Source organism: Ruegeria sp. CDSB029, assembly GCF_059611125.1.
This window is the reverse complement of sequence record NZ_JBXWOX010000006.1, coordinates 174347-200139: the sequence shown is the minus strand read 5'-3', so window position 1 is coordinate 200139 and position 25793 is coordinate 174347. Positions and strand designations below refer to the sequence as shown.

Annotated in this window: 31 protein-coding genes; 16 read left to right on the top strand and 15 right to left on the bottom strand. The window is 57.9% G+C overall.

The genetic code is table 11. From position 1 onward, the window contains the following. The first annotated feature begins 43 nt into the window (after positions 1–43). Complete coding sequence (locus tag AC2FI8_RS09660) at positions 44–901, top strand: hypothetical protein (RefSeq protein WP_496778745.1); 858 nt, start codon at positions 44–46, stop codon at positions 899–901. Here the strand turns inward: AC2FI8_RS09660 and AC2FI8_RS09655 are convergent. The 4 genes from AC2FI8_RS09655 to AC2FI8_RS09640 form a co-directional block, all read right to left on the bottom strand. Then, positions 898–1767 carry a hypothetical protein gene (locus tag AC2FI8_RS09655; protein WP_496738204.1) on the bottom strand — a complete coding sequence of 290 codons (870 nt, stop codon included), beginning with the start codon at positions 1765–1767 and terminating at the stop codon, positions 898–900. The genes AC2FI8_RS09660 and AC2FI8_RS09655 overlap by 4 nt on opposite strands. Continuing rightward, positions 1767–2651, bottom strand: coding sequence for a PhzF family phenazine biosynthesis protein (locus AC2FI8_RS09650; protein WP_496778743.1), 885 nt, complete (start codon positions 2649–2651; stop codon positions 1767–1769). Before AC2FI8_RS09650 ends, AC2FI8_RS09655 begins: the two co-directional genes overlap by 1 nt. A gap of 95 nt (positions 2652–2746) precedes the next feature. After that, complete coding sequence (locus AC2FI8_RS09645) at positions 2747–2971, bottom strand: DUF1150 family protein (RefSeq protein ID WP_170466716.1); 225 nt, start codon at positions 2969–2971, stop codon at positions 2747–2749. A 5-nt stretch (positions 2972–2976) separates the two neighbouring features. Then, positions 2977–3390, bottom strand: a complete 414-nt coding sequence (locus AC2FI8_RS09640) for an Hsp20 family protein (protein ID WP_496778741.1) — start codon at positions 3388–3390, stop codon at positions 2977–2979. Between the two features lie 164 nt (positions 3391–3554). Between AC2FI8_RS09640 and AC2FI8_RS09635 the strand changes: the two genes are divergently transcribed. The 4 genes from AC2FI8_RS09635 to AC2FI8_RS09620 all read left to right on the top strand — a co-directional run bounded on the left by AC2FI8_RS09635 (position 3555) and on the right by AC2FI8_RS09620 (position 6164). After that, entirely contained in the window at positions 3555–3779 is a 225-nt protein-coding gene (locus AC2FI8_RS09635; RefSeq protein WP_058275529.1) for a YdcH family protein, read from the top strand. Between the two features lie 77 nt (positions 3780–3856). Continuing rightward, positions 3857–4342, top strand: coding sequence for a 5-(carboxyamino)imidazole ribonucleotide mutase (purE, locus tag AC2FI8_RS09630; RefSeq protein WP_058275727.1), 486 nt, complete (start codon positions 3857–3859; stop codon positions 4340–4342). Continuing rightward, positions 4339–5097 (top strand): NAD(P)-binding domain-containing protein, encoded by a 759-nt coding sequence (locus AC2FI8_RS09625; protein WP_496778739.1) that lies wholly within the window; start codon positions 4339–4341, stop codon positions 5095–5097. Before purE ends, AC2FI8_RS09625 begins: the two co-directional genes overlap by 4 nt. Continuing rightward, positions 5097–6164, top strand: coding sequence for a 5-(carboxyamino)imidazole ribonucleotide synthase (locus tag AC2FI8_RS09620; RefSeq protein WP_496778737.1), 1068 nt, complete (start codon positions 5097–5099; stop codon positions 6162–6164). The genes AC2FI8_RS09625 and AC2FI8_RS09620 overlap by 1 nt, the downstream gene beginning before the upstream one ends. A 1-nt stretch (position 6165) precedes the next feature. On the opposite strand, the gene AC2FI8_RS09615 is transcribed toward AC2FI8_RS09620, so the two are convergent. From AC2FI8_RS09615 to AC2FI8_RS09590, 6 genes are all read right to left on the bottom strand, one after another. Then, entirely contained in the window at positions 6166–7317 is a 1152-nt protein-coding gene (locus AC2FI8_RS09615) for an alpha-D-ribose 1-methylphosphonate 5-triphosphate diphosphatase (RefSeq protein WP_496778735.1), read from the bottom strand. Next, complete coding sequence (locus tag AC2FI8_RS09610; RefSeq protein WP_496723998.1) at positions 7314–8087, bottom strand: alpha/beta fold hydrolase; 774 nt, start codon at positions 8085–8087, stop codon at positions 7314–7316. The genes AC2FI8_RS09615 and AC2FI8_RS09610 overlap by 4 nt, the downstream gene beginning before the upstream one ends. Positions 8088–8125: 38 nt before the next feature. Beyond that, on the bottom strand, positions 8126–8968 hold the full coding sequence (locus AC2FI8_RS09605; RefSeq protein WP_496738208.1) for a DMT family transporter: 843 nt from the start codon (positions 8966–8968) through the stop codon (positions 8126–8128). Between the two features lie 187 nt (positions 8969–9155). After that, a complete protein-coding gene (gene groL / locus AC2FI8_RS09600) occupies positions 9156–10799 on the bottom strand; it encodes a chaperonin GroEL (protein WP_496723994.1) in 1644 nt (547 codons plus the stop codon). Positions 10800–10853: 54 nt separating this feature from the next. After that, positions 10854–11141 carry a co-chaperone GroES gene (locus AC2FI8_RS09595; RefSeq protein WP_496723992.1) on the bottom strand — a complete coding sequence of 96 codons (288 nt, stop codon included), beginning with the start codon at positions 11139–11141 and terminating at the stop codon, positions 10854–10856. A 151-nt stretch (positions 11142–11292) separates the two neighbouring features. After that, positions 11293–11967, bottom strand: a complete 675-nt coding sequence (locus AC2FI8_RS09590; protein WP_496769093.1) for a DUF2161 domain-containing phosphodiesterase — start codon at positions 11965–11967, stop codon at positions 11293–11295. Positions 11968–12073: 106 nt separating this feature from the next. Between AC2FI8_RS09590 and AC2FI8_RS09585 the strand changes: the two genes are divergently transcribed. From AC2FI8_RS09585 to AC2FI8_RS09550, 8 genes are all read left to right on the top strand, one after another. After that, on the top strand, positions 12074–13063 hold the full coding sequence (locus tag AC2FI8_RS09585) for a TraB/GumN family protein (RefSeq protein WP_496778733.1): 990 nt from the start codon (positions 12074–12076) through the stop codon (positions 13061–13063). Between the two features lie 106 nt (positions 13064–13169). Further along, positions 13170–14090 carry a manganese-dependent inorganic pyrophosphatase gene (locus tag AC2FI8_RS09580; RefSeq protein WP_496723986.1) on the top strand — a complete coding sequence of 307 codons (921 nt, stop codon included), beginning with the start codon at positions 13170–13172 and terminating at the stop codon, positions 14088–14090. A gap of 134 nt (positions 14091–14224) precedes the next feature. Then, the gene (locus AC2FI8_RS09575) at positions 14225–15295 is read left to right on the top strand and encodes a DUF389 domain-containing protein (RefSeq protein ID WP_496723984.1); all 1071 of its coding nucleotides are present in this window, start codon (positions 14225–14227) and stop codon (positions 15293–15295) included. A gap of 109 nt (positions 15296–15404) precedes the next feature. Further along, complete coding sequence (locus AC2FI8_RS09570; protein ID WP_496723982.1) at positions 15405–16280, top strand: TIGR01459 family HAD-type hydrolase; 876 nt, start codon at positions 15405–15407, stop codon at positions 16278–16280. Positions 16281–16380: 100 nt separating this feature from the next. Beyond that, a complete protein-coding gene (locus AC2FI8_RS09565) occupies positions 16381–16824 on the top strand; it encodes a MaoC family dehydratase (protein ID WP_058275996.1) in 444 nt (147 codons plus the stop codon). Between the two features lie 116 nt (positions 16825–16940). Continuing rightward, positions 16941–17873, top strand: coding sequence for a bifunctional riboflavin kinase/FAD synthetase (locus AC2FI8_RS09560; RefSeq protein WP_496723980.1), 933 nt, complete (start codon positions 16941–16943; stop codon positions 17871–17873). Beyond that, the gene (locus tag AC2FI8_RS09555) at positions 17870–18343 is read left to right on the top strand and encodes a YcgN family cysteine cluster protein (RefSeq protein ID WP_496723978.1); all 474 of its coding nucleotides are present in this window, start codon (positions 17870–17872) and stop codon (positions 18341–18343) included. The genes AC2FI8_RS09560 and AC2FI8_RS09555 overlap by 4 nt, the downstream gene beginning before the upstream one ends. Further along, complete coding sequence (locus AC2FI8_RS09550; RefSeq protein WP_496778731.1) at positions 18343–19377, top strand: threonine aldolase family protein; 1035 nt, start codon at positions 18343–18345, stop codon at positions 19375–19377. Before AC2FI8_RS09555 ends, AC2FI8_RS09550 begins: the two co-directional genes overlap by 1 nt. A 39-nt stretch (positions 19378–19416) precedes the next feature. On the opposite strand, the gene AC2FI8_RS09545 is transcribed toward AC2FI8_RS09550, so the two are convergent. Together AC2FI8_RS09545 and AC2FI8_RS09540 are read right to left on the bottom strand one after the other, a co-directional pair. Next, a complete protein-coding gene (locus AC2FI8_RS09545; protein ID WP_496769103.1) occupies positions 19417–20229 on the bottom strand; it encodes an alpha/beta fold hydrolase in 813 nt (270 codons plus the stop codon). Continuing rightward, positions 20226–20828: a 2-hydroxychromene-2-carboxylate isomerase gene (locus tag AC2FI8_RS09540; protein ID WP_496769105.1), complete on the bottom strand. Its 603-nt coding sequence runs from the start codon at positions 20826–20828 to the stop codon at positions 20226–20228. Before AC2FI8_RS09540 ends, AC2FI8_RS09545 begins: the two co-directional genes overlap by 4 nt. Positions 20829–20935: 107 nt before the next feature. Between AC2FI8_RS09540 and AC2FI8_RS09535 the strand changes: the two genes are divergently transcribed. From AC2FI8_RS09535 to AC2FI8_RS09525, 3 genes are all read left to right on the top strand, one after another. Then, positions 20936–21955: a ribose-phosphate pyrophosphokinase gene (locus AC2FI8_RS09535; RefSeq protein WP_058275513.1), complete on the top strand. Its 1020-nt coding sequence runs from the start codon at positions 20936–20938 to the stop codon at positions 21953–21955. Positions 21956–22015: 60 nt separating this feature from the next. After that, positions 22016–22462: a ribose 5-phosphate isomerase B gene (gene rpiB, locus AC2FI8_RS09530; RefSeq protein WP_496778729.1), complete on the top strand. Its 447-nt coding sequence runs from the start codon at positions 22016–22018 to the stop codon at positions 22460–22462. A gap of 268 nt (positions 22463–22730) precedes the next feature. Next, positions 22731–23423 (top strand): hypothetical protein, encoded by a 693-nt coding sequence (locus tag AC2FI8_RS09525; protein WP_496778727.1) that lies wholly within the window; start codon positions 22731–22733, stop codon positions 23421–23423. A gap of 49 nt (positions 23424–23472) precedes the next feature. Here the strand turns inward: AC2FI8_RS09525 and AC2FI8_RS09520 are convergent, their stop codons facing one another. The 3 genes from AC2FI8_RS09520 to atpD form a co-directional block, all read right to left on the bottom strand. After that, on the bottom strand, positions 23473–23823 hold the full coding sequence (locus tag AC2FI8_RS09520; protein ID WP_282151793.1) for an H-type lectin domain-containing protein: 351 nt from the start codon (positions 23821–23823) through the stop codon (positions 23473–23475). Positions 23824–23939: 116 nt separating this feature from the next. After that, the gene (locus AC2FI8_RS09515; protein WP_058276005.1) at positions 23940–24350 is read right to left on the bottom strand and encodes a F0F1 ATP synthase subunit epsilon; all 411 of its coding nucleotides are present in this window, start codon (positions 24348–24350) and stop codon (positions 23940–23942) included. 12 nt (positions 24351–24362) lie between these two features. Continuing rightward, complete coding sequence (atpD, locus tag AC2FI8_RS09510; protein WP_108859264.1) at positions 24363–25787, bottom strand: F0F1 ATP synthase subunit beta; 1425 nt, start codon at positions 25785–25787, stop codon at positions 24363–24365. Positions 25788–25793 lie beyond the last annotated feature (6 nt).

Genomic DNA, 25793 nt, shown 5'->3' with positions numbered 1-25793 from the left:
GCCTTGGTGCAAATGCAGACCCTAACCAAAACGCAAAGTGCCCATGACCCGCAACCTGCCTGCAATTGCCAGTTTCTGGTTCGGTTCAGACCTGAGCTGGCTCGAGGCGCTGTGCATTCAATCCTATCTGGATAACGGTCACCGGTTTATCCTGTATACCGTGCATGACATCCAAGGCGTGCCCAGGGGCGCCGAAGTACGGCCCGCTTCTGATATCCTTTGGCCCGCGCCGTTTGATTTCCGACCGGAAGACCGGTTAGGGGTCGCAGTGTTTTCCGACATTTTCCGGCTGCGGTTGATGCAGAAAACCCCGTTCATTTGGGTCGATCTGGATGCCTACTGCGTCAAGCCATTCGACTTTTCTTCGACTTACGTTTTCGGGTCGACGCAATCAGGCACTTTTCCCAATGGTGTTCTGCGTCTGCCACCAGACTCAGAGACGCTGGCGCTATGGATTGATTTCGTGATCTCTGCCAACCCGACCCAGCCCTGGCGTGGCGGTCGGCTGTTTCGACACAATCGCAGGCGCATCCGAAACGGAGAGACCTGGGGCATCGAAGCACTTCCCTGGGGCAGCTCCGGCCCCAAGGCGTTGGAGTATTTTCTGCGCCAGACCGGCGAGGACAGCCACGCGATGCAGCCGGATGTGTTCTATCCTTTGGACAAGGAACAGCTATGGAAACTGCACGATCCGCGCATTTCCACGGCCGAGATCGAACGGGATAAGGTGCATTCAGTTCACATCTACGGACATCAGAAAAAATTCATGGCAGCCAAAACCGCCGGGCTGCCGGTCAGCGGATCATATCTGCAGCGCCTTTGCCTTCGACATGGGATCAACGCGCTGGCGAATCCGATCTTGCCGGTGGGATGGCTGGCCCCGCGGCCATTGGACGACTAGGCCGCGTTTATCTGTTCCCGCAGGGTTCGCACCGCTCGGCCTTCAAAGTCACCGAACTCTGCCGCCTTGCTTTGTGCAGCTTTCAGATGCGGCAGGCGTTCGGCATAGTCGTCAGCGGACAGGCTGTTGATTGCGCGCTGAATGTCGGCCTCGGACTCACAGAGGATCATACCGGCTGTGTCCATGAAGTCCCCGATATTCGGGCACCCCCAATAGATCGGGACCGTTGAACACAGGACCGCATCCGTCAGCTTTTCCGAAAAATAGTTCTTCTCGCGCACATTCTCGATCACAACGGAATAGCGATACGGAGCCAGCCCGTCTGATTTGCGATCAAACGGCGTGTATCCCCGCCCCATGATATCAACGTCAGCGCCCGTTTCCCGCACCCAGTCAATCACCGAATGGCGAAGTTGGTGCCCTTCCAGATCGCGTTTGGCTGAGGCGATGAGCGAGCAGGATTTCGTTTTCTCTACGTTGAGGTCTCGCCAATCCGGCACCATCGTCACGCCGTAGGGCAGAAACACAGCGTTCGGAAGGTTCTGCAGCAACACGTCGTGGAACGTCATCACGCGAAAGAAACGCCGCCACGTGTAGCGCAGCATCTTGTCGTGCTTGGCGTGAATTGCCGACGGCTCACCCATCATCAGGGAAATCCGGGCGCGGGTCCCTCGGCGCAGGCGCAGATGGACGGTTGAATTAGGGTACATGATCAGGTGATCGGTACGCTCAAGATCGCCAACCGTTTTGCCCATCAGGCGCTCGGGGCACCCTTCGGGCCAGATCAGATCGGACAATGGAACCGAAGCCAGTTTCGGACCCAACCGATGCCCATAAGGAAGGATGGCGATCGCGGGTTCAGTCATTACAGTTGCCCGGGCAAATTGACCTGACCACGCATCAGAATATAGCCACGGCCCGCCACCTTGATACCGGTCATCGCATCGGCAGGTCCAACGCGTGTAACGGTCGCTTGGCCGGGGCGGCCCAAGTCGTGGCCCTGTTCTGCCGTAAACGTGTCCTTGGGCATCAGGCCATATTTCCAGAGATAAGCTGCCATCGCCCCGGTTGCGGAGCCGGTGAACGGATCCTCGGGCGGGCTGGGCGGCAACATCAAAAGGCGTGAGAACGTGTCGCCCGCCTCGCTCGCGCCCTCCAGCGTCACAATAAATGGCTCGGCCATATCCGATCCGGAATACCCTCCGGCCTCCATCACCTTGCGCAGCGGTTCTTGTGCCAGCTTTGCGGCACGTAGCGCTTCGAGGTCGCGCAGCACAGTGACGCAAAACGGCAACCCTGTGGATACCATCTGAGGTGGCGAGATGATCGCGCTTTCCGGTAGGCTGATGGCAGCGGCAACCAGGTCGGCAGGAACGATCGCACCGAATTGCGGGGCAACCTGCGTCATTTCAATCTCGTCACCGTTGAGTTGGATTAAAACGATCCCTGCCCCGGTGTCCAGTGTCAGCGCATCCCCCTGAAACAGCCCACGCGACCGCATCGCCGCCACAGTGGCTATTGTGGGATGCCCCGCAAAGGGGATCTCACGGCTGGCTAGAAAATAGCGCACTCGGACGTCGGCCACGTCAGACGGCCCGGTAAAGGTACATTCGACCAAGGACGTTTCGCGCACGTAAGCGGTACAGACATCTTCGGGCAGGACGGCCCCACCATGGACCACGGCGCATCCATTGCCGCCAAAGGCACGGTCGCTGAATGCGTCCACCCAGTCGAAATCAAACCAGCTCATGTATGGTGCCTCCGCCCTGCGAACCTGTATTGGTTCGCATATCTCACCCGTGGGGCGGCGGATGTCACGGGAAAATCACCTTCTGCGGGGCCGTTTCAGTGAACGGCCACCGGCGAGAAGTCATGTTCGCGCGCCAGAACAAAGGCTAGCTTGCGGTCTGCAACCAGCGCCAGTTGCTGGCCGTCGGAGTCGTGAACAGCGTAAAGCTGATCCAGATCACCGGCCTGTTCGCGCACTTCGCGCGGCAGGTCAGCTACATCGACAGCTTTCACATAAACGATCCGATCGCCTTCGGTGTTGATTTCAATCGGTGTATTCATTGCTCTTACCCCTTCCGAATATTGATTGTCTGAACCACGGTTTCCGGCACGGCGCGGGTCAGGTCCACATGCAGCAGACCGTTCTCAATGATCGCTTCGCCCACCTCAACACCATCGGCCAGCACAAACATGCGCTGAAACTGACGCGCCGCGATGCCGCGATGCAGAAAGATGCGCCCCTCGCTATCGTCGCGTTGACGGCCCCGGATCACCAGCTGGCGATCCTCGATGGTAATCGACAGGTCCTGTTCCGCAAAACCGGCCACGGCCAGCGTAATGCGATAGGAAAAATCCGAGGTCTGTTCGATGTTATAGGGCGGGTATCCTTCGTTTCCGGCCTTTGCAGACCGTTCCAGAAGGCGTTCCAATTGCTCGAACCCCAAAAGATGCGGGTATGAGCCAAGAGTAAGTTTCGACACGTATTTTCGTCCTTTATTGCCAAAGCGACGTGTAGTGCGGTCCCGTTTTGGCAACCGCGTATGATAGAATATGGGAATATGCAGGGATGTCCACAAGGTCTGGCCGGATAAACCCTGACACACTATCTTGTGTGGAAAGCACCACAACAACAACCGAGTCGCCCATGAACGCGCCCACTGACATTTCAATGAAGACAGATGAAGTTCTTCGGGTCGAACTGGAGGTCTTTCGCCGCCAGCACCGCGATCTGGACGAGGCGATCGAAGCGCTGCAAGCCACGGGGACGTCGGACCAGTTAACGATCAAGCGGCTGAAAAAGCAGAAACTGCGCCTTAAGGACATCATTCGCCTGATAGAGGATCGTCTGACCCCGGATATCATCGCCTGAAGGCCCTGTACCGCATTGCCAGATAGGCCGATTTGGCTATAGTGCGCGCTCTTTCGACAGGCAGGGGCGACAAGCGGATGAGCGATGTGAAAGTGGGGATCATCATGGGCAGCCAGTCGGACTGGCCCACGATGAAAGAAGCCGCAGATATTCTGGATGAACTGGGCATTGCGTATGAAAAACGCATCGTTTCGGCCCACCGCACCCCTGATCGCCTTTGGGACTATGGCAAAACCGCTGTTCAGCGCGGCTTGGATGTGATCATCGCGGGCGCAGGTGGTGCTGCACATCTGCCCGGGATGATGGCCTCAAAGACGCGCGTGCCGGTGATCGGTGTGCCGGTGCAAACACGGGCCCTGTCCGGCGTCGATTCGCTGTATTCTATTGTGCAGATGCCTAAAGGTTTCCCGGTGGCGACGATGGCCATCGGATCGGCCGGTGGGGCCAATGCCGGATTGATGGCGGCCGGTATCCTTGCCCTGCAAGACCCAGCGCTGGCTGATCGTCTGGATGCATGGCGCGCGGCCCTTTCGGCCTCGATCCCCAAGGAACCGCAGGGATGAGCCGTATCGGCTTCATCGGAACCGGACATATTGCAGCCCCCATTGCGCGTTTTCTTGTGGCCAAAGGGCACGAGATTGCTGTGACTGAGCGCAACGCCACAGTGTCCGCCGAACTGAAAGCTGAACTGGATGTCGTGGTCGCGAACCCACAAGCGGTTCTTGACGCATCAGATATCGTTTTTCTTTGCCTGCGCCCCCAAATCGCCCCGGAAGTTTTGGAACAGCTAAACTTTCGCTCGGATCAGCAGATCGTGTCGGTGATGGCGGCGGTATCGGCGGATCAGCTTGCTGCGCTGTGCGCGCCCGCATCTGACTTTGTACAAACAATCCCATTAGGGTTTCTTCAACAAGGTGGATGCCCGCTTGCAGCGTTCGGCAACGACACCTTGCTGGCTGAACTGTTCGAGCCCGAGAACCCGGTCGTCAAAGTATCCAACGAAGCCGCGCTTAATGCACATTTTGCCGTCTGCGCCATGGTCCCGGGCCTTCTGGACGTGTTGGCAACGGGTGCCGAGTGGCTGGCCGAGCAAACGGGCGACGCGGATGCCTCAGAGTTTTATACGACACAGCTGCTGTCCGGGTTTCTGCACACGATGCAAACCGGGCAAGCCGGGCGTTTGGCCGAAGAACGGGACGCGCTGGCAACTGATGGAACACTCAGCCTGCAAATGACGCAGGCCTTGCATGCGGGCAACGCACATGATGCGTTACGCTCGGCCCTGCAGGCGATTGGAAAAAGGTTGGAGACAGACTGATGACGGACATGCTTGCTCCGGGGGCGCGGATTGGAATTCTGGGCGGTGGCCAATTGGGCCGGATGTTGTCCGTCGCGGCGGCCCGGTTGGGCTTTGTAACCCACATCTTTGAGCCGGGCACCAACCCACCCGCCGGTCAGGTGGCGCATCGTGTGACCACTGCAGCCTATGATGACGCTGCGGCGCTCAAAGCGTTTGCCGAGTCGGTTGATGTCATCACCTATGAATTCGAAAACATCCCGACCGAAGCGCTGGACCTGCTGGAATCTCATTGCCCTATCCATCCGGGGCGCGAGGCGCTGCGGGTCAGTCAGGATCGACTGACCGAAAAGACTTTCCTTGCCGGGTTGGGTTTGAAAACAGCGCCATTCGCCGACATCACTGATCTGGACAGCCTAAAGGCAGCGATTGACCAGATTGGCACGCCAGCCATCCTAAAAACACGTCGTTTCGGCTATGACGGCAAGGGACAGGCGCGGTTGCGCGGTCCCGAGGATGCCGAGGCCGCACTGGCCGATATGGCAGGTGCGCCCGCAATCCTCGAAGGGTTCGTCAATTTCAGCCACGAGGTATCGGTCATCGCCGCCCGCGGTATCGACGGTCAGGTGGCCTGTTTCGACCCCGGCGAGAACGTACACCGCGACGGCATCCTGCATACAACGACGGTCCCTGCCCGTCTTGCCCCGGCGCAGCGAACCGATGCTGTTCTTCTGGCCGCCAACATCTTGAACGCGCTGGATTACGTCGGTGTCATGGGTGTCGAACTGTTCGTCACACCGCAAGGGTTGATCGTGAATGAGGTTGCGCCTCGGGTACATAACTCGGGTCACTGGACTCAGAACGGCTGCGCGGTGGATCAGTTCGAGCAGCATCTTCGCGCCGCAGCCGGTTGGCCGTTGGGCGACGGTCAACGCCATTCAGACGTGGTTATGGAGAACCTGATAGGCGACGATATGGACCGCGTGCCGGAATTGGCGCGGGAACGCGACGTTGCGCTTCATCTCTATGGCAAGGCTGAAGTCAAACCGGGCCGCAAGATGGCGCATTTTAACCGCATTACGCGGTAACTCAGCCCACGAACCTTGCGGCGATATCGCCGGACATGAAACTCACCCGCCCGCCAGCCAGCGTGGCGGCGACGCGGTGGGACCGAGCATCAAGGATCACTAGGTCTGCGCGTTGACCCGGGGCGAGCGTGCCCCGGTCCTGCAACCCAAGAACCCGTGCCGGACCGGAAGAGACCAACGCCCAGGCTCCGGCCAGATCCAACAGACCGGATTTGGCCAGCATCAAAGCCGCGCGCCTGGGACTGGGGTAATGGTAATCCGAGGCGAGCGCATCACACAGCCCCATCGTGATCAGATCCAACGCGCTGACGTTGCCCTTGTGCGATCCGCCACGCACCACGTTGGGTGATCCGAGAATAACGTGATCCCCAGCAGCCCGTGCAGCCTCGGCTGCCTCTAGCGTTTCTGGGAATTCCGCGATCTGCGCCCCCCGCGCCCGCCAATCGGCGCGGGTTTGGGCGGATGCGTCGTCATGACTGCCCATACGGACACCCTGCTCGGCCAGCGCTGTACAGAGCGTGTCCAAGGCAGCGGGCACATCATCCCGGCGGGCATGCATGGACAGCAGCATCTCAAAATGTGCGTCCGGATTGCGCCCTGCCTTAAGCGCCTGCCCCGTCAAACGTGGCGGCTTGCGCCCCTCGGCCAACCGGTCATGCGGCAAGTGGTCGTTGAACACGACATAGGGCACCTGCCAATCGGTGATGCGTTCAGGCAGGTTGGGATATTCCGCCAGCATGTGCGTTTCGAACCGTAACTGAGGCAGCAGATCGGTCACGACGCGATCTTTGACCGACGCGATAGCATCAAACACTTGGCCAGCGAATTCAGGGCCGCGTACGCCGCCCTCCCAACTCAGGAACTGGGCCAGGACCGCCGTCGTGATCCCGTTGGCGGCCAGTTCAGCCTCGACCGACAGGATGCCCTCGTCCATCTGCTTCATCGCCCCTCGTCGCGGTGCGATGTGACGCTCGAACCCGTCGCCGTGCAGGTCGATGATGCCGGGCATCACCAAATATCCAGACAGGTCGATTGTCCGTCCCGCCCGGTCCCGTTGCACGGCCCCTTCAGAAATGGACAGATCGGCACGAGTCATGCCCTGATCCGGCAACAGAACCTTTGCGCCGGACAAAGTCAGAGAAAGTGCGGTCATTCAGAGCGCTCCGAGTCCGGTTCCGAGCAATCCTGCCCAATGCAGATTTCATCGATGATTTCCATCACCCCATCCAGCCATGTGATCTGCGGATCAAACTGACCGAACTCGATGAAATGCAGCGCTTGCGCCATCACGCGTGGATTGTTCATCATGAACGTGTGAGTCACCGGTAGGACGATATGATCCGCCATCCCTTCGACCTTGGTCGTTTCAACCGAAACTTTCCCGTCATCCGAGCCATCGATCATCGAAGAAAACAGTGGGTTCAACGAATTCTCCCCGGCGATCACACCAAGTTCGAAATCCACGGGGGGCAGTCGTCGTGGGATACCTTCGGGGCCCGTGCCCAGCGCCAGACCGGCCGGGCCATTCAACATCCCGAACACCTCATACGCGCTAAGTTCGTCCACCAGCTGGCTGCCCTGATTGGGCGGGCCGAGCATGACTACGCGACCCAGGTTTTCCGGATGATTGTCCTGCAGCCAATAGCGCAACAGAATACCGCCCATCGAATGCGCGACAACATTGACTTTGTCGTCGCTGCATTCCGCAAATGCACCCGGCAGCGTCTGTGCAGCCAGATCGGGAATTGGCAGGTCGGTAGAGGAATACCCCGGGCGCACGACGGTATAATCATGCGTTTTGAACAACTGTTCCATGACGGTAAAAGACGCTTCGGTCCGTGCCAACCCATGCAGCAGGACCACGCATTTTGCCTGCACAATGGCAGGCACAAAGAACAGAAAGAGGGCAAGCAAATAACGCATAGCCGCCAGATAAGGCCTAACGTCCAGCGAATAAACCCCTACCGCGGCGTCCTGCGCAGAACGGCCAGTGCAATTCCGCCCAATACCAGCCCGGCCCCCATGATCAGGCGCAGGCTGGCGGCCTCGCCCAGCAGGAGGACACCGCCAATAATGGCTATAATCGGAACGCTGAGTTGCACGACGGCCGCCGTTGTGGGCGTCAATTCCCGCAGAACCTGATACCACAGCGCATACCCCATCCCTGATGTGACCGCACCGGCCAACGCGGCCAGCAAGTATCCGTTAGCAGTCATGTGCCACGCCCCTCCTGTCGCCAATAAAGCCAGCGTTGTCACTGGCAATGCCACGACGAAATTTGCAGCAGTGCCGGATAAGGCATCCGGTTCGGACTTGCCAACCAGCGAATAGATCGCCCAGCCGATCCCGGCAGCAATCATCAGAGCTGCTCCGACCGGGTTGACCTGTATCGATCCGGACGGCCAAAGCACGTAGCCCAACCCCAGCAACGCGATTGCGGCGCCCGCGATCTGCCGACCAGTGGGCAGAGTGCCTTTCACTGATGTCACAGTGAACATCGTCACCTGCACCACCCCGAACAGGATCAGCGCGCCAAGACCCGCGTCCAGCGTCAGATAGGCGACAGAGAATCCGATCATGTACAGGGACAACGACCCTGCCCCGGCAATCCTGCGCCGGTCAAACAGGGGCAAATGGCCAGCCCTCAGAAGAACCAACCCGGCCAGCACCACTGCACCGGCTAAAACCCGCACCACGGCAAAGGCAGCGGGATCGCTGGCGCCACTATCAATCGCTAGCCGATTAAGTATCGAGTTGGACGCAAAGGCGCACATCGTCAGGCACGTGAGTAGGAACAGTTTCATATCAACCGCATAGCCGGTTTCGGCGCGTTTTGCACACTCACATTCCTGCGGGATGGTCCGCAAAACGAAACGGGGCCGCCCGAAGGCGACCCCGTCCCTAGATACTAAGGCTTCCCTCTCGGCAGCTTGGCCTTACAGCCAAGCGCCTGTCGGGACCGTCAGAATTCGCCGAGGCGAATTCGACGTCTTACATCATGCCGCCCATGCCGCCCATGTCGGGCATGCCGCCGCCAGCAGGCGCGCCGTCTTTGGCAGGCTTGTCAGCAACCATTGCTTCGGTGGTGACCAGCAGGCCAGCAACCGATGCTGCATCTTCCAGCGCAGTGCGGACAACTTTGGCCGGATCGATAACGCCGAACGAGAACATGTCGCCATACTCTTCGGTCTGAGCGTTGAAACCAAAGGCCGCTTCCGAAGATTCGCGAACTTTGCCTGCAACAACTGCGCCGTCGACGCCCGCGTTCTCAGCAATCTGGCGCAGCGGCGCTTCGATGGCTTTACGCACGATATTGATGCCTGCGTCCTGATCAGCGTTTGCGCCTTTCAGAGTGTCCAGTGCTTTACCTGCCTGAACCAGCGAAACGCCACCGCCCACAACAACGCCTTCCTGAACGGCTGCGCGCGTTGCGTTCAGAGCATCGTCAACACGATCCTTACGCTCTTTCACTTCAACTTCGGTCATGCCACCTACGCGGATAACAGCAACACCGCCTGCCAGTTTGGCAACGCGCTCTTGCAGCTTCTCACGGTCGTAGTCCGACGAAGTTTCTTCGATCTGAGTGCGGATCTGAGCAACACGTGCTTCGATCTCGGCTTTCTCGCCAGCACCGTCAACGATGGTGGTTTCGTCTTTGGTGATTTCGATTTTCTTGGCGGTGCCCAGCATATCCATGGTGACGGACTCGAGCTTCATGCCCAGATCTTCACTGATGACCTGACCGCCGGTCAGGATTGCGATGTCCTGCAGCATGGCTTTGCGGCGATCGCCGAAGCCAGGTGCTTTGACAGCAGCAATTTTCAGGCCGCCGCGCAGTTTGTTGACAACCAGAGTTGCCAGCGCTTCGCCTTCAACGTCTTCAGCAATGATCAACAGCGGCTTTTGCGACTGGATCACCTGCTCGAGCAGCGGAACCATCGGCTGCAGCGAGGACAGTTTCTTTTCGTGCAGCAGGATCATGCAGTCGTCGAGATCTGCGATCATCTTGTCAGCATTGGTGACGAAGTAAGGCGACAGGTAGCCACGGTCGAACTGCATACCTTCGACAACATCGGTCTCGGTTTCCAGACCTTTGTTTTCTTCGACGGTGATAACGCCTTCGTTGCCAACCTTCTGCATCGCGTCTGCGATTTGCTGACCGATTTCGGCTTCGCCGTTGGCCGAGATGGTGCCAACCTGAGCGACTTCTGCCGAGTCTTTGACTTCACGCGCCATCTCTTTGATGCCTTCAACGACTTTGGCAGTTGCCAGGTCGATGCCGCGCTTCAGGTCCATCGGGTTCAGGCCCGCTGCAACCTGCTTAAGACCTTCGCGAACGATTGCCTGTGCCAGAACGGTTGCGGTGGTGGTGCCGTCGCCGGCTTCGTCATTGGTGCGGCTGGCGACTTCTTTCACCATCTGCGCGCCCATGTTTTCGAACTTGTCTTCCAGTTCGATTTCCTTGGCAACCGATACACCGTCTTTGGTGATGCGCGGTGCGCCGAAGGATTTGTCCAGAACCACGTTGCGGCCTTTGGGGCCCAGGGTCACTTTGACAGCATCGGCCAGGATGTTCACACCTGACAGCATGCGGTTGCGGGCATCGGTGTCGAACTTGACGTCCTTAGCAGCCATGTTGTTTCTCCTTGAGAAAAATGTTGGAAATGAAGATCAGAGAAGCGTGGGCGCTTACTCGATGATCCCCATGATGTCGCTTTCTTTCATCATCAGCAGCTCTTCGCCGCCGACGTTGACCTCGGTGCCCGACCACTTGCCGAACAGGATCTTGTCGCCAGCTTTTACAGCCATTGCGATCAGTTCGCCGCTGTCCTTGCGCGCGCCTTCACCGGTCGAAACGACTTCGCCTTCGCTGGGCTTTTCTTTTGCGCTTTCGGGAATGATCAACCCGCCTGCGGTTTTTTCATCGCTTTCGGTACGACGAACCAGCACGCGGTCATGAAGCGGTTTCAATGCCATCTTTGCAGCTCCTTGGGCTCAAAGTTTATTATCCTCCCCTCGCCGGCTGGCGAGGCGTTAGCACTCAAGGGTAGAGAGTGATAACGACGCATAGCTAGGGGGTCGGAAACCCCGAGTCAACAAGCTGTGATGGATTTTTTAGTTGCGAGGCTCAGCCGGTCTCTTCCCAGCTATAGGCCCAGTGTTTCAACCCTTCGGCTCCTGTGGTCGACAGCGCATAGACCCCCTTATCGACCTTTTCGAACCACCCGTAGTGATTATCCCGCATCAGGCGCGTGGCCTCGGCGACGCCGGTGGATTGGGCAACTTCCGCCCCCTTTGTCGCTCCGCATTCGGCCAGATGGGCTGCACATTTCAGCGCGTCCTGACGATAGGCCGTCACGATCCCGTGCCGGGTGGCCCCTCCTGCATTGGGATCACCTTCAAGCCGGTCAAATTCACGCAAAAGACGAGCCGCTTTTGCTTTGTTTTTTCGCGGTGCATACGGGCCAGGGTCACATTGCACCTCGACCGCACCGTCAGCACGTACGGTGATCAGACCCAGACCAAGCCTGCGGCACAGCGCCAAATTGTCCTTTAACGCACGCCGCGCGGTTCGCCCCTTGGGTTTGCACACACCGATATAGACCTGGTCAGTCACCCTTAACCGCGTGATTGCCTGATGAAACAGCGCCAATGAGAACCGCAGCTTCAGCTCAACAATCACCGGCTCATCGCCATCCCGAACAGCGACGATATCGGCAGCGCCGACTTCGCCTTTGACGGTATAGCCCTGACGCTCGAACAGCGCCTTGATCGGCGGGTATAGATCCTGCTCACGGTCCATTCCGCCATGCTATGCAAATTTGCCGCGAACGCCAGCCATCACCTGCATCTGGCTTGAATACATTGCTGCGCAAAGGCAATGTCGCGGTCACACTGAAGATTCCGAGATGATCCTTATGCGCTTGTTTGCACCTCTGCTGTTCCTATTCCTGCCCGCCGCCGTACAGGCCGCATGCGAAGGGAATGATCTGAGGCCGGGACTTAGCCCCGCGGTAAAGTCCGAACTGCAACAGACAGTGGCCGATATCCCGTTTGCCGAGGGCAATCACTGGATCGCGTCCAAGGGTGACACGATCCTGCACCTTGTTGGTACGTTGCATGCCAATGACGCACGTATGGACGCAGTGGTCGAACGGCTAACGCCGACCCTCGGCGATGCGGACGCGTTTTATTTCGAGGTCACGCGGGAAGAAATGGACGCGTTCGAAAAAGACCTGGCCAAGGACATGAGCCCGGTGATGATCACCTCGGGACCCAGTCTGATTGATCTGATGTCCGAGGAAGACTGGTCCGCCCTGTCGATCGGGCTGTCCGAACGCGGTATCCCCGGCTGGATGGCAGCCAAAATGCGGCCCTGGTTTCTGAGCATGATGCTGGGCGTCCCTCCATGTATGATGCAGGACCCCAGTGCGAACCACGGGATGGACGCCCGTCTGGACCAGTTGGCTGACGAGTTGGGTATCCCCAAACGCTCGCTAGAACAGATTGCCGATCTTATGAGTATGTTCGACAGCCACCCCATCGAAAAGCAGGTTCAGTCCCTTGTGCGGATGGCCGGTGCCATGGGCGGTAGCGAGGATCAACTGGCGACGATGGCCAACGCCTACCTGGAAGAGAAACATGTCGAAATCATCCAGCTCGCCCGTCTTCAGGGATTGGAAGACTCGGGCCTGTCGCCCGAAGTATTCGACGAGGAATGGAGTGATTTCGAGCAAAAACTCCTGGTCGAGCGCAACAGCAACTGGATGCAGAAAATTCTGAACATTCAGGACCAAAACGTCGTGATCGCGGTCGGTGCCGGGCATCTTGGGGGCGACTACGGGCTGCTGAACCAATTACAACAGGCCGGGTACACCCTGACCCGCGCCCCGTTCTGACCAACCTCGATTTCAGACCAACCGTCGCAGCGTAAACACTGTCGGGTGACAACCCCGGCGGACCGCCCTATAAGGCGCGCAAAATGATCACCCTCAGGACGCTGACATGACAACGCTCGTATTTGGACATAAATCCCCCGACACCGACTCCACAGGCTCACCTATCCTGTGGTCATGGTACCTGAACGAAATCAAAGGCGAACAGGCCGAGCCAGTTCTGCTGGGCGAACCCAACACCGAAGCGGCATTCCTGCTGCAGCGCTGGGACCTGCCCAAGCCGCGCATCATCGAAGACGTGGCCGAGGGCACGCCGGTTGTCATCGTGGACACCAACAACCCGGCCGAGCTGCCAGCCAGCGTAAACAGCGCGGACATCCGGGCAATCATCGACCACCACAAGCTGGTCGGCGGCCTGGAAACCAAAGGCCCGATCGACATCACCGTACGCCCGCTGGCTTGCACCGCGACCATCATGATGGACCTGATCGGTGACGACGCCGCCAAGATGCCCGACGCCATCAAAGCCGCCGCATTGACCTGCATCCTGTCAGATACGCTGGAATTCCGCTCTCCCACCACCACCGCACATGACCGCGCAGTGGCCGAGAATCTGGCCGCTGATCTGGGTCTGGACGTCGCGACCTATGCCGCGGAAATGTTCGCAGCCAAATCGGATGTCTCGTCCTTCTCGGACGCCGAACTGATCCGCATGGACAGCAAGGAATATGAGGTCGACGGTACCAAGTTCCGCGTTTCGGTTCTGGAAACCACTGCACCCGGCGTCGTTCTGGACCGCAAGGCCAGTCTGGCGGGTTCGATGGCTGATGTAGCCAAGGAAGATGGCGTTGATCAGGTTCTGCTGTTCGTGGTCGATATCCTGAACGAAGAGGCCACTCTGCTGGTACCCAACGATCTGGTCAAAGGTGTCGCCGAAAAGAGCTTTGGCGCAAGCGTGGACGGCGATGCCGTAGTCCTGCCCGGCATCATGAGCCGCAAAAAACAGATCATCCCGAACCTCAAGGTTTGACGCGGACAAACATCCCAACCGAAAGGCGCCCCACCCGGGCGCCTTTTTTCTTTGCTACTAATGTTTTGCGCGAATGGCATCCGTTGGTAGTCTGACATCAATAGCCAGACAGCGAATTGGGTCAGACGACGTTCATGAGTTCCCGCAAGTTCAGCACCACACGCGACATCCTGAGATTTGAAGGCAAGGACAAATCTGCCTATTGGCGACGGTTTGCCATGCTTCTGACCTTATCCGTGGTGATCGCCACGATGGGCATGCTGCGAGATTCCGGTGCGGTCGTCATTGCCGCAATGCTTGTTGCGCCATTGATGACCCCGATCCTTGGGGTTGCGGCGGCGATGGTGATGGGATGGCTGGGTCGCGCGTTCAAACTGGCTTTGATTGTCTGCGGTGCCGCGGTAATCAGCGTCTTGCTGGCGTGGCTTCTTGTCTATGTCGCAGACGTCCCGCGCGGCATTCTGATCCCCGATCAGGTTCTCGCCAGAACGGATCCGGGCACCGAGGATCTGATCGTTGCCCTCGCCGCCGGAGTGGCCGCAGCTTACGTTCAAATCAACCGGTCCGAGGCCAGCCTGCTTCCCGGTGCCGCCATCGGCGTGTCCTTGGTGCCACCTCTGTCTGCATCGGGTGTTTTGCTGTATTTCGACGAGCCCGCCGAGGCCTATGAAGCCGGCCTGCTGTTTGCCACCAACCTTGGAGCAATCATTCTGTCGGCCTGCGCGGTTTACATCGTATATGCGGCGCGCGCGGTGGTGTTTAGCAAGGGTCGGCGCAAGCTGAACTTCACCGCAAGCGTGGTGGTGACACTGGCATTCCTGGCCTTCGTTGTCCTTCAACTGGGAAAGTCGACCTACAACCGTTACCTCGAAACCCGGACCGAGGCGCAGTTGGCGCAAACGATCCGGGACTGGGCCGATCCGGTGTCGGTCGAGATCATCCGCGTGGACGTGAATGCCAAACGTAAACACGCCGATATTTGGCTGATCGTGGACCTTCCGATTGAAGCGGCTTACAAAGTATCCTCGATCGCCGGTTTGCTGCCCGAGGCCCTGCGTGACACGCCTTTGGTCGACGTACTTCAGAAAGAACTGGGGCCGGGTTTTCTGGTCGTAGTGCGTTTCCAGAACAGGATCGGCGCACAGATCATATTGGGCACCGAAAACGTCCAACAAGCACCCGATGTCGAAGAAATCGTCGAATGACGCGATCAGACACACCGTGTTCGACCAGCAATTGATATTGCGGGATGGCCAAGAGGTGAAAGCTTTGCCATAGCTGTCACAACTCAGAATTTCAGGTCCCGAGGCTCCCATGACCCAGATCATCCACACGCTTTCCGAGATTTCAGGCCGCTACAAGTCACTGTTCGTTGACCTGTGGGGATGCGTTCACAACGGCATCACTGCCTATCCCGATGCGGTCGCGGCTTTGCAAAACTACCGGGCGCAAGGCGGGATCGTTGTGCTGGTCACCAACTCACCCAAACCGCGTGCTGGCGTGGCTGAGCAGCTTGGGCAGTTCAATGTCCCCGCAGATGCCTATGACACCATTGCCACCAGCGGGGACTCGGCCCGGTCCGCTATGTTCCGTGGGGCGGTTGGTGAAAAAGTCTATTTCATGGGGGAATGGGAACGCGACGCGGGATTCTTTGAGCCGCTGAAAATACTACACCATCCGATCCACATCGAACGTGTCCCGCTGGATGAGGCCGAAGGGATCGTCTGCTGCGGGCCGTTCGACCCAATGGCGGATCCGGCGGTCAATCGCGCCGATTTCCTCTATGCCAAGCAGAAAGGCATGAAGCTGCTCTGCGCCAACCCCGACATCGTTGTCGACCGGGGCGAGATACGCGAATGGTGCGCGGGTGCGTTGGCGAAGCTGTATACCGAGATGGGAGGCGAGAGCCTGTATTTCGGAAAACCCCACCCGCCGATCTATGATCTTGCGCGGCGCAGGCTGCAGGAATTGGGTCATGACATCCCTGATGGCGACATTCTTGTGATCGGCGACGGCCCGCATACGGACATTCTGGGTGGTATGGGCGAAGGGATTGATTCTCTGTTCATCTCGGGTGGTTTGGCCGCAGCGGAAACAAAAACTGAGCATCATCCGCACCATGAATCTCTAAGTGATTATATTGCAAAGGAAAACATTAATCCTACCTACACAATCGGTCGATTGAGGTAGTCAGAAAAGACTTGATTTTCTGCAGTTGCGAAGTAATAAAGTTGCCAAACGGGGGCGACTTGAGTTGTTTTGTTGCCCATTGAACTCGAGTGAGGGCGACATGTTGGATAATCTTCCACGCGGCACGATCTGTATTGAAGACATCGAGATGGGCATGACCCGCCACCTGCGCAAAGTGGTGACGGACGAAGATATCGAGATGTTCGCGCAGGTTTCGACGGACCGGAATCCGGTACACCTGGACGACGACTATGCCCGCGACACAATCTTCGAAGGCCGTATCGCCCACGGCATGCTGACGGCCGGCCTGATCTCGGCCGTGATCGGCGAGCAGCTGCCGGGCCACGGCACGGTCTATATGGGGCAGTCGCTCAAATTTCTGGCTCCGGTGCGCCCCGGTGATATGGTCTATGCCGAGGTCAAAGTGATCGACATCGACTTTGCCAAGCGTCGCGTGAAACTGGATTGTCACTGTGCGGTCGACGGCAAGAAGGTGTTGGTGGGCGAAGCGATGGTTCTGGCCCCGTCGCGCAAATTCGATTGAAGTCTCGATACCTGTATCCTTTTGAAGGGCGCTGGAAACGGTGCCCTTTTTTGTTGCGCAGCATTTGGACCAATCAGGTGCTTGAACCCGGTCTCCAGTCCCGCTAGGCAAGCTGCATGCAGATCATCCGTGATTTCCAGTTTGTCGAGCCAGAAGACCGCGGTGCCAGTGTGGCAATCGGGAACTTTGATGGCGTGCATGTTGGCCATCAGTCGGTGATCGAACTGGCACAACGCGTGGCCCCGGATGCTCCGCTTGGCGTTCTGACGTTCGAGCCTCACCCTCGCGAGTACTTTGCACCCGATGCCCCACCTTTTCGTCTGATGCGCGGAAACGCACGTGCGCACCGGTTGGAGAAACTGGGCGTGCAAAAGCTGTACGAATTGCCGTTCAATGCGGCGCTTGCCGGTCTGACGCCTGAAGAATTTGCTCGCAATGTCATCTGCGAGGGGCTTGGTCTATCGCACGTGGTGGTCGGCGCGGATTTCTGTTTCGGCAAAGGTCGAAGCGGGACCGCCGAAGACATGGTCCGGTTCGGGCAAGAGATGGGATTCGATGTCACCATTGCACCCTTGATGGAACGATCTGATGACGTCGTATCCTCAACCGGGATCCGCACCGCACTTTCTGATGGCCGCCCGCGCGACGCCGCAGCGATGCTAGGCCATTGGCACCGGGTCGAGGGCGAGGTGATCGGCGGTGAACAACGCGGGCGCGAGCTTGGGTTCCCTACCGCCAATATGTCCATTGAAGGGCTGCACCCACCAAAATTCGGTGTCTATGCGGTGCTGGTCGATGTGCTCGATGGCCCCCATCAGGGCAGCTATCTCGGAGCATCTTCGGTTGGCGTGCGCCCCATGTTCAACGGAGAAGTCGCGAATATTGAGACTTTCCTGTTCGATTTCTCTGGCGACCTGTATGGCTCGACCCTGTCCGTCGGGTTGGTCGATTACCTGCGCCCCGAGATGACCTTTGACGGGCTGGATGTCCTGATCGCGCAAATGGATGCCGATTGCGACAAGGCGCGCACCCTGCTGGCCGCGCTATGACCGCCGACCCGATTGATCGCAAAGGTCTTACCCCCCGGTTCTGGGAACGCAAACCGCTGACCAAGATGAACCAGCGCGAATGGGAAGCCTTGTGCGACGGCTGCGGCAAGTGCTGCCTGAACAAACTTGAGGATGAGGACACCGGCGAGGTCGCCCTGACCTGCGTCGCCTGCCGTCTGCTGGACGATGAGACCTGCCGCTGCACGCAATACGATATCCGCCATCAATTCGTGCCGGAATGCATCGTGATGAAGCCCAACAACATCGACGATCACGCCTATTGGCTGCCCGAAACCTGCGCCTATCGGCTGCTGTGGGAGGGGAAACCGCTTTACGACTGGCATCCCCTGATATCAGGTACACCGGACAGCGTGCACGCCGCCGGCATGTCAGTTCAGGGGCGCACGGTGTCCGAATTCGAAACCCCCTTGGAAGAGTGGGAAGACTATATCATTGAGGAACCCAGCTGATGTATTTCGCCTCTGACAATTCCGGTCCGGTTCACCCACAGGTCATGGCCGCATTGAACGAAGCCAATCAAGGCTATCAAATGGCCTATGGCGCGGACACCCTGATGAACGAAGTGCGCGATCGTATTCGCGGAATCTTCGAAGCGCCAGGGGCCGCAGTTTATCTGGTGGCCACCGGGACAGCCGCGAATTCGCTGGCTCTGGCGACGCTCTCAAACCCATGGGAAACCGTGTTCTGTTCACCTGTCGCGCATATCCATGAGGATGAATGCAACGCGCCCGAGTTCTATAGCGGCGCAAAGCTTACACTCGTGCCGGGCGGCGACAAGATGGAGCCCGCAGCGCTACGCCGCTCGATTTTGGCCGAAGAAACACGTGGCGTGCATGGGCCCCAGCGTGGGCCCGTGTCGATAACTCAGGTGACAGAGCGTGGCTCGGTTTACTCACTGGCCGAGTTGGAGGAGCTGTGCAGTATCGCCAAAGAATACGACCTGCCAGTTCATCTGGATGGTGCCCGATTCACAAACGCGCTTGTCACGCTCAATTGCTCTCCTGCCGAGATGACATGGAAAGCGGGCGTCGATGCGGTCAGCTTCGGTGGCACCAAGAACGGTCTGATGGGCGTCGAAGCGGTGGTTTTCTTTGACGAATCCAAGGCCTGGGAATTCGAACTGCGGCGCAAGCGTGGTGCGCATCTGTTCTCCAAGCATCGTTACTTGTCCGCCCAGATGGCCGCATATCTGAACGATGATCTGTGGCTGCAGATGGCGCGACAAGCCAACGCTAACTGCGCGCATCTGGCCGATGGTCTACGCGCCAAAGGCGCAACCTTTCTACATGAGCCGCAAGCCAATATGATCTTTGCGCAGTTTTCGCGCGCGCGTCACAAGCAGTTGCACAAAGCGGGTGCGGTCTATCATCTGTGGGGCGCAGAGCTGGACGGTGCGGATGACGACGAGATCCTGGCCTGTCGACTGGTCTGCGACTGGTCGATCAACTCGGACGAAATCGACCGGTTCATCGGCTTGTTGTGATTTCAGGGATTAGGGGCGTCATCCTGTCCACAACATGGTTCAGGATAGACCACCCCAAAACTTTCGAATGACGGCAGCCGTCTGATCCGGGTGAGTGATTGGGACCATGTGGTCAGCACCCGAAACAACGCCCGTTCCGGCATTGGGAAGCCGCCGGGCAAGACCTTCTCCGATCGCGGGCATAACGGGGTGCGTCTCAGACCCGCTCAGGATCAGAACCGGCATAGATGCGCGGTCGAGAACGCCAGGGTTCAGCATCCCCTTCTGATCAAGGAACAAAGCGTCATCAACGGCGGGCACAACGTGAATACCACGGATCATTCCCGCGCGTGTCCGCTCTGGCAATTCGGGCCATCGTGGGCCGTCCTGTGCGCCCCACATCCGGTTGAACAAACGGGCGGCCTGCTCAAAATTTCCGGCCGCGAGCGCATCAGAGACAGGTTTCGCCTCTTCATCATGTTGCCGCACCAAATCGGGCGTGTCCTGAATCGCAACCGCAAAGAACACAGGCTCGATCAGGACCGCACTGCGGACCAGGTCCGGAAATTCGACAGCCAACCGAAGGGCAAGCATTCCACCGAAGGAATGCCCAATCACGTCCATCGGTTCGGTCAGATGCGCGGCCGACAGTTGGATCACTTGGTCAAAGAAATCCCCTCTCCCGTCCCAATCGGAACTGCGGCCATGGGACGGCATGTCGGGGGCCGTAAATGTCGCCTCGCCCTCTAGAGCCGTCGCCAGCCCCGACCACGCCCCGGAATGCGCGATTGTGCAGTGCAGGGCGAGCACCTCGCGCGCGCCCTGCCCCAACGTTCTGACAAAAGTGTTGTCTGCCAGGGGGGTGTCCCTCACCCCTTCAGTTCCGACAAATGACGATCCAGATCATCCAGCCGGTCCTGCCCCCAGAACCGCTGATCATCTTCGGTAATATAAAACGGCGCGCCAAATACACCGCGGTCCACGGCCTCTTCTAGATTGGCGGCATAAGTTTCCGCGCCCACCAGAAGGCCGCTGTCCGCCAGCCCTGGATCAAAACCGGCCTGCGTTAGGCAATCGCGGATCACATCATCCTGCGCGATGTCTTTCTCCTCGGCCCAACAGGCCCGCACGAAGGAATGCGCAAGTTTGCCAACATCCCCTGACCCGTCCTTGATCGCAGCGATGATCGCATAGGATGACGGCGCCGCATTGGTCGGCCAATGCGCGGGCTGTAGATTGAATTCCATACCAAGTTGCTTGGACTGTCGCTGTAGTTCCTGCGTCCGATATTCGATGCGAGAGATGTGGCGGTCTTTGGGAGGAGTGCCCCCCGTACGCCCAAACAGAGCGACAATATCCAGCGGTTTGTAGTTGATCGTCGCGCCATGTTTCGCCGCCACCTCTTCCAACCGCATACCTGCAAGGTAGGTATAGGGCGAGAGTGTCGCAAAATAGTAGTCAATCTGGGTCATCTGCACTTTCTCCGCTGCGTTATCTTTGCTGGACGTTAGACCCGTGCTAAGCGGTGTCAACATCACGAATCTGTCACATTGCCATTGCTGCCCGGGGACCTCAGCCGATGCCGACACTCAACGAACCCAAGCTTATCGCTGGGAACGCCAACCTTCCTCTTGCCGAATCCATCTCGCGACGCATGAGCCTGTATCGCGGCGTCGATCAGAATCTTGTCGATGCGCGGGTCGAGCGCTTCAATGACGGCGAGATTTTCGTCGAAGTTTTCGAAAACGTGCGCGGCGAGGATATGTTCATTGTCCAACCGACGTCGAATCCGGCGAATGACAACCTGATGGAGCTGCTGATCATCGCTGACGCGCTGCGTCGGTCTTCCGCACAGCGTATCACCGCCGTGATCCCTTATTTTGGTTACGCCCGTCAGGACCGCCGCACCAAGGCGCGGACGCCAATCAGCGCCAAGTTGGTGGCCAACATGCTGACCGGTGCAGGGATCGAGCGGATCCTGACCATGGACCTGCACGCAGCACAGATTCAGGGGTTCTTCGACATGCCTGTCGACAACCTTTATGCGTCGCCGATTTTTGCGCTGGATGTGAAACACCAGTTCCAGGACAATCTGGACGAGCTTATGGTCGTATCACCTGACGTTGGCGGCGTTGCCCGCGCGCGGGAATTGGCCAAGCGCATCAACGCCCCCCTGTCGATCGTGGACAAGCGCCGCGAAAAGGCTGGCGAAGTGGCTGAGATGACAGTGATTGGCGACGTCAAAGACAAAATCTGCCTGATCGTCGACGACATGTGTGACACTGCCGGTACGCTTTGCAAGGCCGCTCAGGTCCTGCTGGATAACGGCGCGAAAGAGGTACATTCGTATATCACCCACGGTGTCATGAGTGGCCCGGCGGTCGAACGTGTGACGAATTCTGTAATGAAATCTTTGGTGCTGACCGACACGATCCAGCCTACCAAAGAGATCACCAACGCCAAGAACATCCGCATCGTGCCAACCGCGCCTATTTTCACACAGGCGATCCTGAACATCTGGAACGGAACAAGCGTGTCTTCATTGTTCGAGGACAAGACACTGACACCGATCTACGAGTCGATGTATCACATGGACTGACCGAGTTGGGCGGCGTAACAGCCGCCCTTTTTTGTCAACACAGCAAGACAGGACGTACCCGTGACAGCCTCAAAACGCATTGTTCTTTCCAGCGACCACGCGGCTATCGAGCTGCGCCAAGCGGTCGCCGACCACATCGCAGCGCAAGGCTGGGAGGTTGTCGATATCGGCCCCAAGACGCCTGAAAGCACACATTATCCCATCCACGGTAAAGCTGCGGCTCAGGCCGTTGCCTCGGGCGATTGCCACCTTGGAATCGTCCTATGTGGTACGGGTCAGGGGATCATGATGGCGGCCAACAAAGTTCCGGGTATTCGCTGTGGCGTATGTTCTGACGCCTTTTCGGCCCGCATGATCCGCGCGCACAACAACGCCAACATGCTGTCGATCGGCGCGCGTGTCGTGGGCGAAGGTCAGGCCCTTGATATCGTAGATGCGTTTCTGGGGGCCGAGTTCGAAGGCGGTCGTCACGCAACCCGTGTGGACATGATCGAAGAAAACGATTGATAGGGTTCAAGTCCAAAGACCTTTCGAAGCGAAACTAAGTGCAAAAAACGCTTGTTCACGGCACTGATGAAAACACATTACGCCCACCACCTTAGGGATCGGGCAGGTGGTTGAGGGGACCCGCCTGTCCTCGTCACACCCCCATTTTCGATGTATTTCAACGCTTGCTCCCGCTGGAAAACCTTTCACAAGAGAGGCCACCCAACCAATTGTCACCACATTCTCGCAGCAAGTTGCAGTTTATTGCGAAACCAAAAGAAATCACCTTATGTCAAACGCCAATTTTCACGATCGCATACAACGCATCAACGCCAAATCCCAACAACCTCGGGCAACGTTGTATGGCGGGTCACAAACCGCCCCGACACAGGTAAAAAAGAAACCGAACCTAGCTGTTCTGTTTGCCGGTTCTCTCTTAATGTGCATGGGACTATATATTATCAAGGACCTAAACGAAGAATACGAGGTGCTTCGCGATAGCAATGGCCTAGGGTTCATAACTGCGTTTGCTCTGAGTGGCGTGGTTTTTCTTCTAGCGGGTTGCTTCATCCTTTTTCGCGCTTTTTCGAGCAAACGAAGTTCCCGCAATGGCACTGCGCTTCAAAGTTCAGAGAACGGTAAACCCCAAATCCTAAGAGCATCGGGCAAGGCGCAAACACTAAGCTCGGTTTTCGGCCTCATACTCGGTGTTGGTGCATGCATTTGCTTTTTATCAGGGGTGATGGCTACAAGAGTTGCAACTGAGACCGCGTTTGAGGTCTTTCAGAGTACTTTAGTGGTTTCGATTTCTTTGCTTGTTTCTTCGATACTCATCGGACTCGTTTGCGTATTTCTGCGTGGATATGCGCTTGGCCGAGTTCCGGTGTATTTTGCAATCGGCGCATTGGCGACCTTTTCGATAGTCCTTTTTACAGGATTGCCCGAGCAGTTAATGGAGTACTTCTATTCCGCTTTGCAGTAACTACGAGCGAATGGAAACAGAGGTGGTGCCATATGATTGACCCTCAGTATTAAGAGATATTCCAATCGTCGTCATGGGCCACCTCTCCGATTGCGGTCCATGTGACCCGTATTCGGGCGATCCGTGTATCGGACCATGTGCGGAAAACGGCGCTAAAGCCCTCTGGTGTGATGTCTTCAGCCGTGACTTCGGCGCGCAGAGCGGAAGATGTATCCACATCCCACAAAGAGACACCGATCTGAACCACCGGATTGGATCGAAACGGTTGGTTGAAAACAACACTCGACCGCCTCTGGCGCGGTCCTTCGCCCGTCCACATTTCGCCACCATCGGCGAATTCGGAAAAAATAACTGCCTCGCCTTGGTCAATACCAATTGGATGGGTTCGAAACGTCTTCATTGATTTGTCTTTATCTATGTAAATCCAGACCTTAACCCGTCGCATTGATAAAATCACGATAAAAAAACGGCCCCGTATTAACGGGGCCGTTTCTAACTGTCGGAATGCGGTGAGCCTTACAGGCTCATATGCGTTCCAAGGGCTTCCATGTCGGCCAGCAGTTTGGCAGCGTCATCGACAATTGTCTGATCATCGCCTGCCTTGGCTGCTTCGTGCGAAGCACGCGCCTCGGCGACCAGATCGTCCAGATGCGACCGTGTCACTTCGGCGACCGGAATGGCTTTTTCGGCCAGAACCGACAGGCCATCGCCATTGATCTGAGCAAACCCGCCGGTGACCAGGTATTCACTGGACCCTTCGGGTGCCTCGACCTTCAGGATGCCCGGGCGCAGCGTCGTGATGGTGGGGGCATGATCAGGCATTGCCGTCATGTCTCCGTCCGCGCCGGGAAGCTGGACCGCGGTCGCGCTGAGCGAAGCAAGGCTTCGCTCGGGGCTGACGAGGTCAAATTGCATCGTGTTTGCCATCAGGTTTGCTCCTTAGGCAGCTTCTGCGGCCATCTTCTCCGCTTTGGCGATCACGTCGTCGATGCCGCCAACCATCAGGAAGGCTGCCTCGGGCAGGTGATCGTATTCGCCAGCCACAACGGCCTTGAACGACGCGATGGTGACATCCAGAGGAACCTGAACGCCGGGCGAGCCGGTGAAGACCTGTGCCACGTCGAACGGCTGCGACATGAAGCGTTCGATCTTACGGGCACGGGCCACGGTCAGCTTGTCCTCTTCCGACAGTTCGTCCATGCCGAGGATGGCGATGATGTCCTGCAGCGACTTGTAGCGCTGGAGGATCTGCTGAACGTCGGTCGCAACCTTGTAGTGCTCTTCACCAACGATGGCCGGGTCGAGCAGACGCGAAGTCGAGTCGAGCGGGTCAACCGCCGGGTAGATACCCTTTTCCGAGATCGCACGGTTAAGAACGGTGGTCGCGTCCAAGTGAGCAAACGAAGTTGCCGGTGCAGGGTCGGTAAGGTCATCCGCAGGCACGTAGATCGCCTGAACGGATGTGATCGAACCCGACTTGGTCGAGGTGATGCGTTCCTGCAGGGCGCCCATGTCGGTGGCCAGTGTCGGCTGGTAGCCCACCGCCGAAGGAATACGACCCAGCAGAGCCGAAACCTCGGAACCCGCCTGCGTGAAGCGGAAGATGTTGTCGACGAAGAACAGAACGTCGGTACCGGACTGGTCGCGGAACTGCTCGGCCAGGGTCAGGCCGGTCAGAGCAACACGCGCACGTGCTCCCGGAGGTTCGTTCATCTGGCCGTAAACCAGGGCAACCTGCGATTCCGACAGGTTGTCAGGCTTGATGACGTTCGATTCGATCATCTCGTGGTACAGGTCGTTTCCTTCACGGGTCCGTTCACCAACACCCGCGAACACCGAGAAGCCCGAGTGCACTTTTGCGATGTTGTTGATCAGTTCCATGATCAAAACGGTTTTACCAACGCCGGCACCGCCGAACAGGCCGATCTTACCGCCTTTGGCGTAAGGGGCCAAAAGGTCAACAACCTTGATGCCTGTGACCAGAACTTCCGACTCGGTCGACTGTTCTGCGAAGGTCGGCGCAGGCTGGTGAATTGCGCGGGATTCGGTTGCCTCAACCGGGCCCTTTTCGTCGATGGGGTCGCCAACAACGTTCAGGATGCGGCCCAGAGTGGCGTTACCAACGGGAACCGAGATCGGTGCGCCCATGTCGGTTACAGCCTCGCCGCGGACCAGACCTTCGGTTGCGTCCATCGCGATGGTGCGGACAGTGTTTTCACCCAAGTGCTGAGCAACTTCCAACACGAGGCGCTTGCCGTTGTTGGTGGTTTCCAGCGCGTTCAGAATTTCAGGCAGCTGATCTTCGAAGTGCACGTCGACGACGGCCCCGATGATCTGTGTGACTTTGCCTTTTGCATTCGCCATGTTTCG

What these genes read in the sequence shown, in the direction of transcription:
- AC2FI8_RS09610 (WP_496723998.1), bottom strand. Translation starts at nt 8,087, where the DNA reads ATGCGTTATTTGCTTGCCCTCTTTCTGTTCTTTGTGCCTGCCATTGTG.
- AC2FI8_RS09655 (WP_496738204.1), bottom strand. Translation starts at nt 1,767, where the DNA reads ATGACTGAACCCGCGATCGCCATCCTTCCTTATGGGCATCGGTTGGGT.
- AC2FI8_RS09580 (WP_496723986.1), top strand. Translation starts at nt 13,170, where the DNA reads ATGACAACGCTCGTATTTGGACATAAATCCCCCGACACCGACTCCACA.
- AC2FI8_RS09620 (WP_496778737.1), top strand. Translation starts at nt 5,097, where the DNA reads ATGACGGACATGCTTGCTCCGGGGGCGCGGATTGGAATTCTGGGCGGT.
- AC2FI8_RS09520 (WP_282151793.1), bottom strand. Translation starts at nt 23,823, where the DNA reads ATGAAGACGTTTCGAACCCATCCAATTGGTATTGACCAAGGCGAGGCA.
- AC2FI8_RS09540 (WP_496769105.1), bottom strand. Translation starts at nt 20,828, where the DNA reads ATGACCCAGATTGACTACTATTTTGCGACACTCTCGCCCTATACCTAC.
- AC2FI8_RS09515 (WP_058276005.1), bottom strand. Translation starts at nt 24,350, where the DNA reads ATGGCAAACACGATGCAATTTGACCTCGTCAGCCCCGAGCGAAGCCTT.
- AC2FI8_RS09585 (WP_496778733.1), top strand. Translation starts at nt 12,074, where the DNA reads ATGATCCTTATGCGCTTGTTTGCACCTCTGCTGTTCCTATTCCTGCCC.
- AC2FI8_RS09660 (WP_496778745.1), top strand. Translation starts at nt 44, where the DNA reads ATGACCCGCAACCTGCCTGCAATTGCCAGTTTCTGGTTCGGTTCAGAC.
- AC2FI8_RS09615 (WP_496778735.1), bottom strand. Translation starts at nt 7,317, where the DNA reads ATGACCGCACTTTCTCTGACTTTGTCCGGCGCAAAGGTTCTGTTGCCG.
- AC2FI8_RS09565 (WP_058275996.1), top strand. Translation starts at nt 16,381, where the DNA reads ATGTTGGATAATCTTCCACGCGGCACGATCTGTATTGAAGACATCGAG.
- AC2FI8_RS09650 (WP_496778743.1), bottom strand. Translation starts at nt 2,651, where the DNA reads ATGAGCTGGTTTGATTTCGACTGGGTGGACGCATTCAGCGACCGTGCC.
- AC2FI8_RS09570 (WP_496723982.1), top strand. Translation starts at nt 15,405, where the DNA reads ATGACCCAGATCATCCACACGCTTTCCGAGATTTCAGGCCGCTACAAG.
- AC2FI8_RS09535 (WP_058275513.1), top strand. Translation starts at nt 20,936, where the DNA reads ATGCCGACACTCAACGAACCCAAGCTTATCGCTGGGAACGCCAACCTT.
- AC2FI8_RS09550 (WP_496778731.1), top strand. Translation starts at nt 18,343, where the DNA reads ATGTATTTCGCCTCTGACAATTCCGGTCCGGTTCACCCACAGGTCATG.
- AC2FI8_RS09595 (WP_496723992.1), bottom strand. Translation starts at nt 11,141, where the DNA reads ATGGCATTGAAACCGCTTCATGACCGCGTGCTGGTTCGTCGTACCGAA.
- AC2FI8_RS09625 (WP_496778739.1), top strand. Translation starts at nt 4,339, where the DNA reads ATGAGCCGTATCGGCTTCATCGGAACCGGACATATTGCAGCCCCCATT.
- AC2FI8_RS09525 (WP_496778727.1), top strand. Translation starts at nt 22,731, where the DNA reads ATGTCAAACGCCAATTTTCACGATCGCATACAACGCATCAACGCCAAA.
- atpD (WP_108859264.1), bottom strand. Translation starts at nt 25,787, where the DNA reads ATGGCGAATGCAAAAGGCAAAGTCACACAGATCATCGGGGCCGTCGTC.
- AC2FI8_RS09590 (WP_496769093.1), bottom strand. Translation starts at nt 11,967, where the DNA reads ATGGACCGTGAGCAGGATCTATACCCGCCGATCAAGGCGCTGTTCGAG.
- AC2FI8_RS09635 (WP_058275529.1), top strand. Translation starts at nt 3,555, where the DNA reads ATGAACGCGCCCACTGACATTTCAATGAAGACAGATGAAGTTCTTCGG.
- AC2FI8_RS09555 (WP_496723978.1), top strand. Translation starts at nt 17,870, where the DNA reads ATGACCGCCGACCCGATTGATCGCAAAGGTCTTACCCCCCGGTTCTGG.
- AC2FI8_RS09605 (WP_496738208.1), bottom strand. Translation starts at nt 8,968, where the DNA reads ATGAAACTGTTCCTACTCACGTGCCTGACGATGTGCGCCTTTGCGTCC.
- AC2FI8_RS09560 (WP_496723980.1), top strand. Translation starts at nt 16,941, where the DNA reads ATGCAGATCATCCGTGATTTCCAGTTTGTCGAGCCAGAAGACCGCGGT.
- purE (WP_058275727.1), top strand. Translation starts at nt 3,857, where the DNA reads ATGAGCGATGTGAAAGTGGGGATCATCATGGGCAGCCAGTCGGACTGG.
- AC2FI8_RS09575 (WP_496723984.1), top strand. Translation starts at nt 14,225, where the DNA reads ATGAGTTCCCGCAAGTTCAGCACCACACGCGACATCCTGAGATTTGAA.
- AC2FI8_RS09645 (WP_170466716.1), bottom strand. Translation starts at nt 2,971, where the DNA reads ATGAATACACCGATTGAAATCAACACCGAAGGCGATCGGATCGTTTAT.
- groL (WP_496723994.1), bottom strand. Translation starts at nt 10,799, where the DNA reads ATGGCTGCTAAGGACGTCAAGTTCGACACCGATGCCCGCAACCGCATG.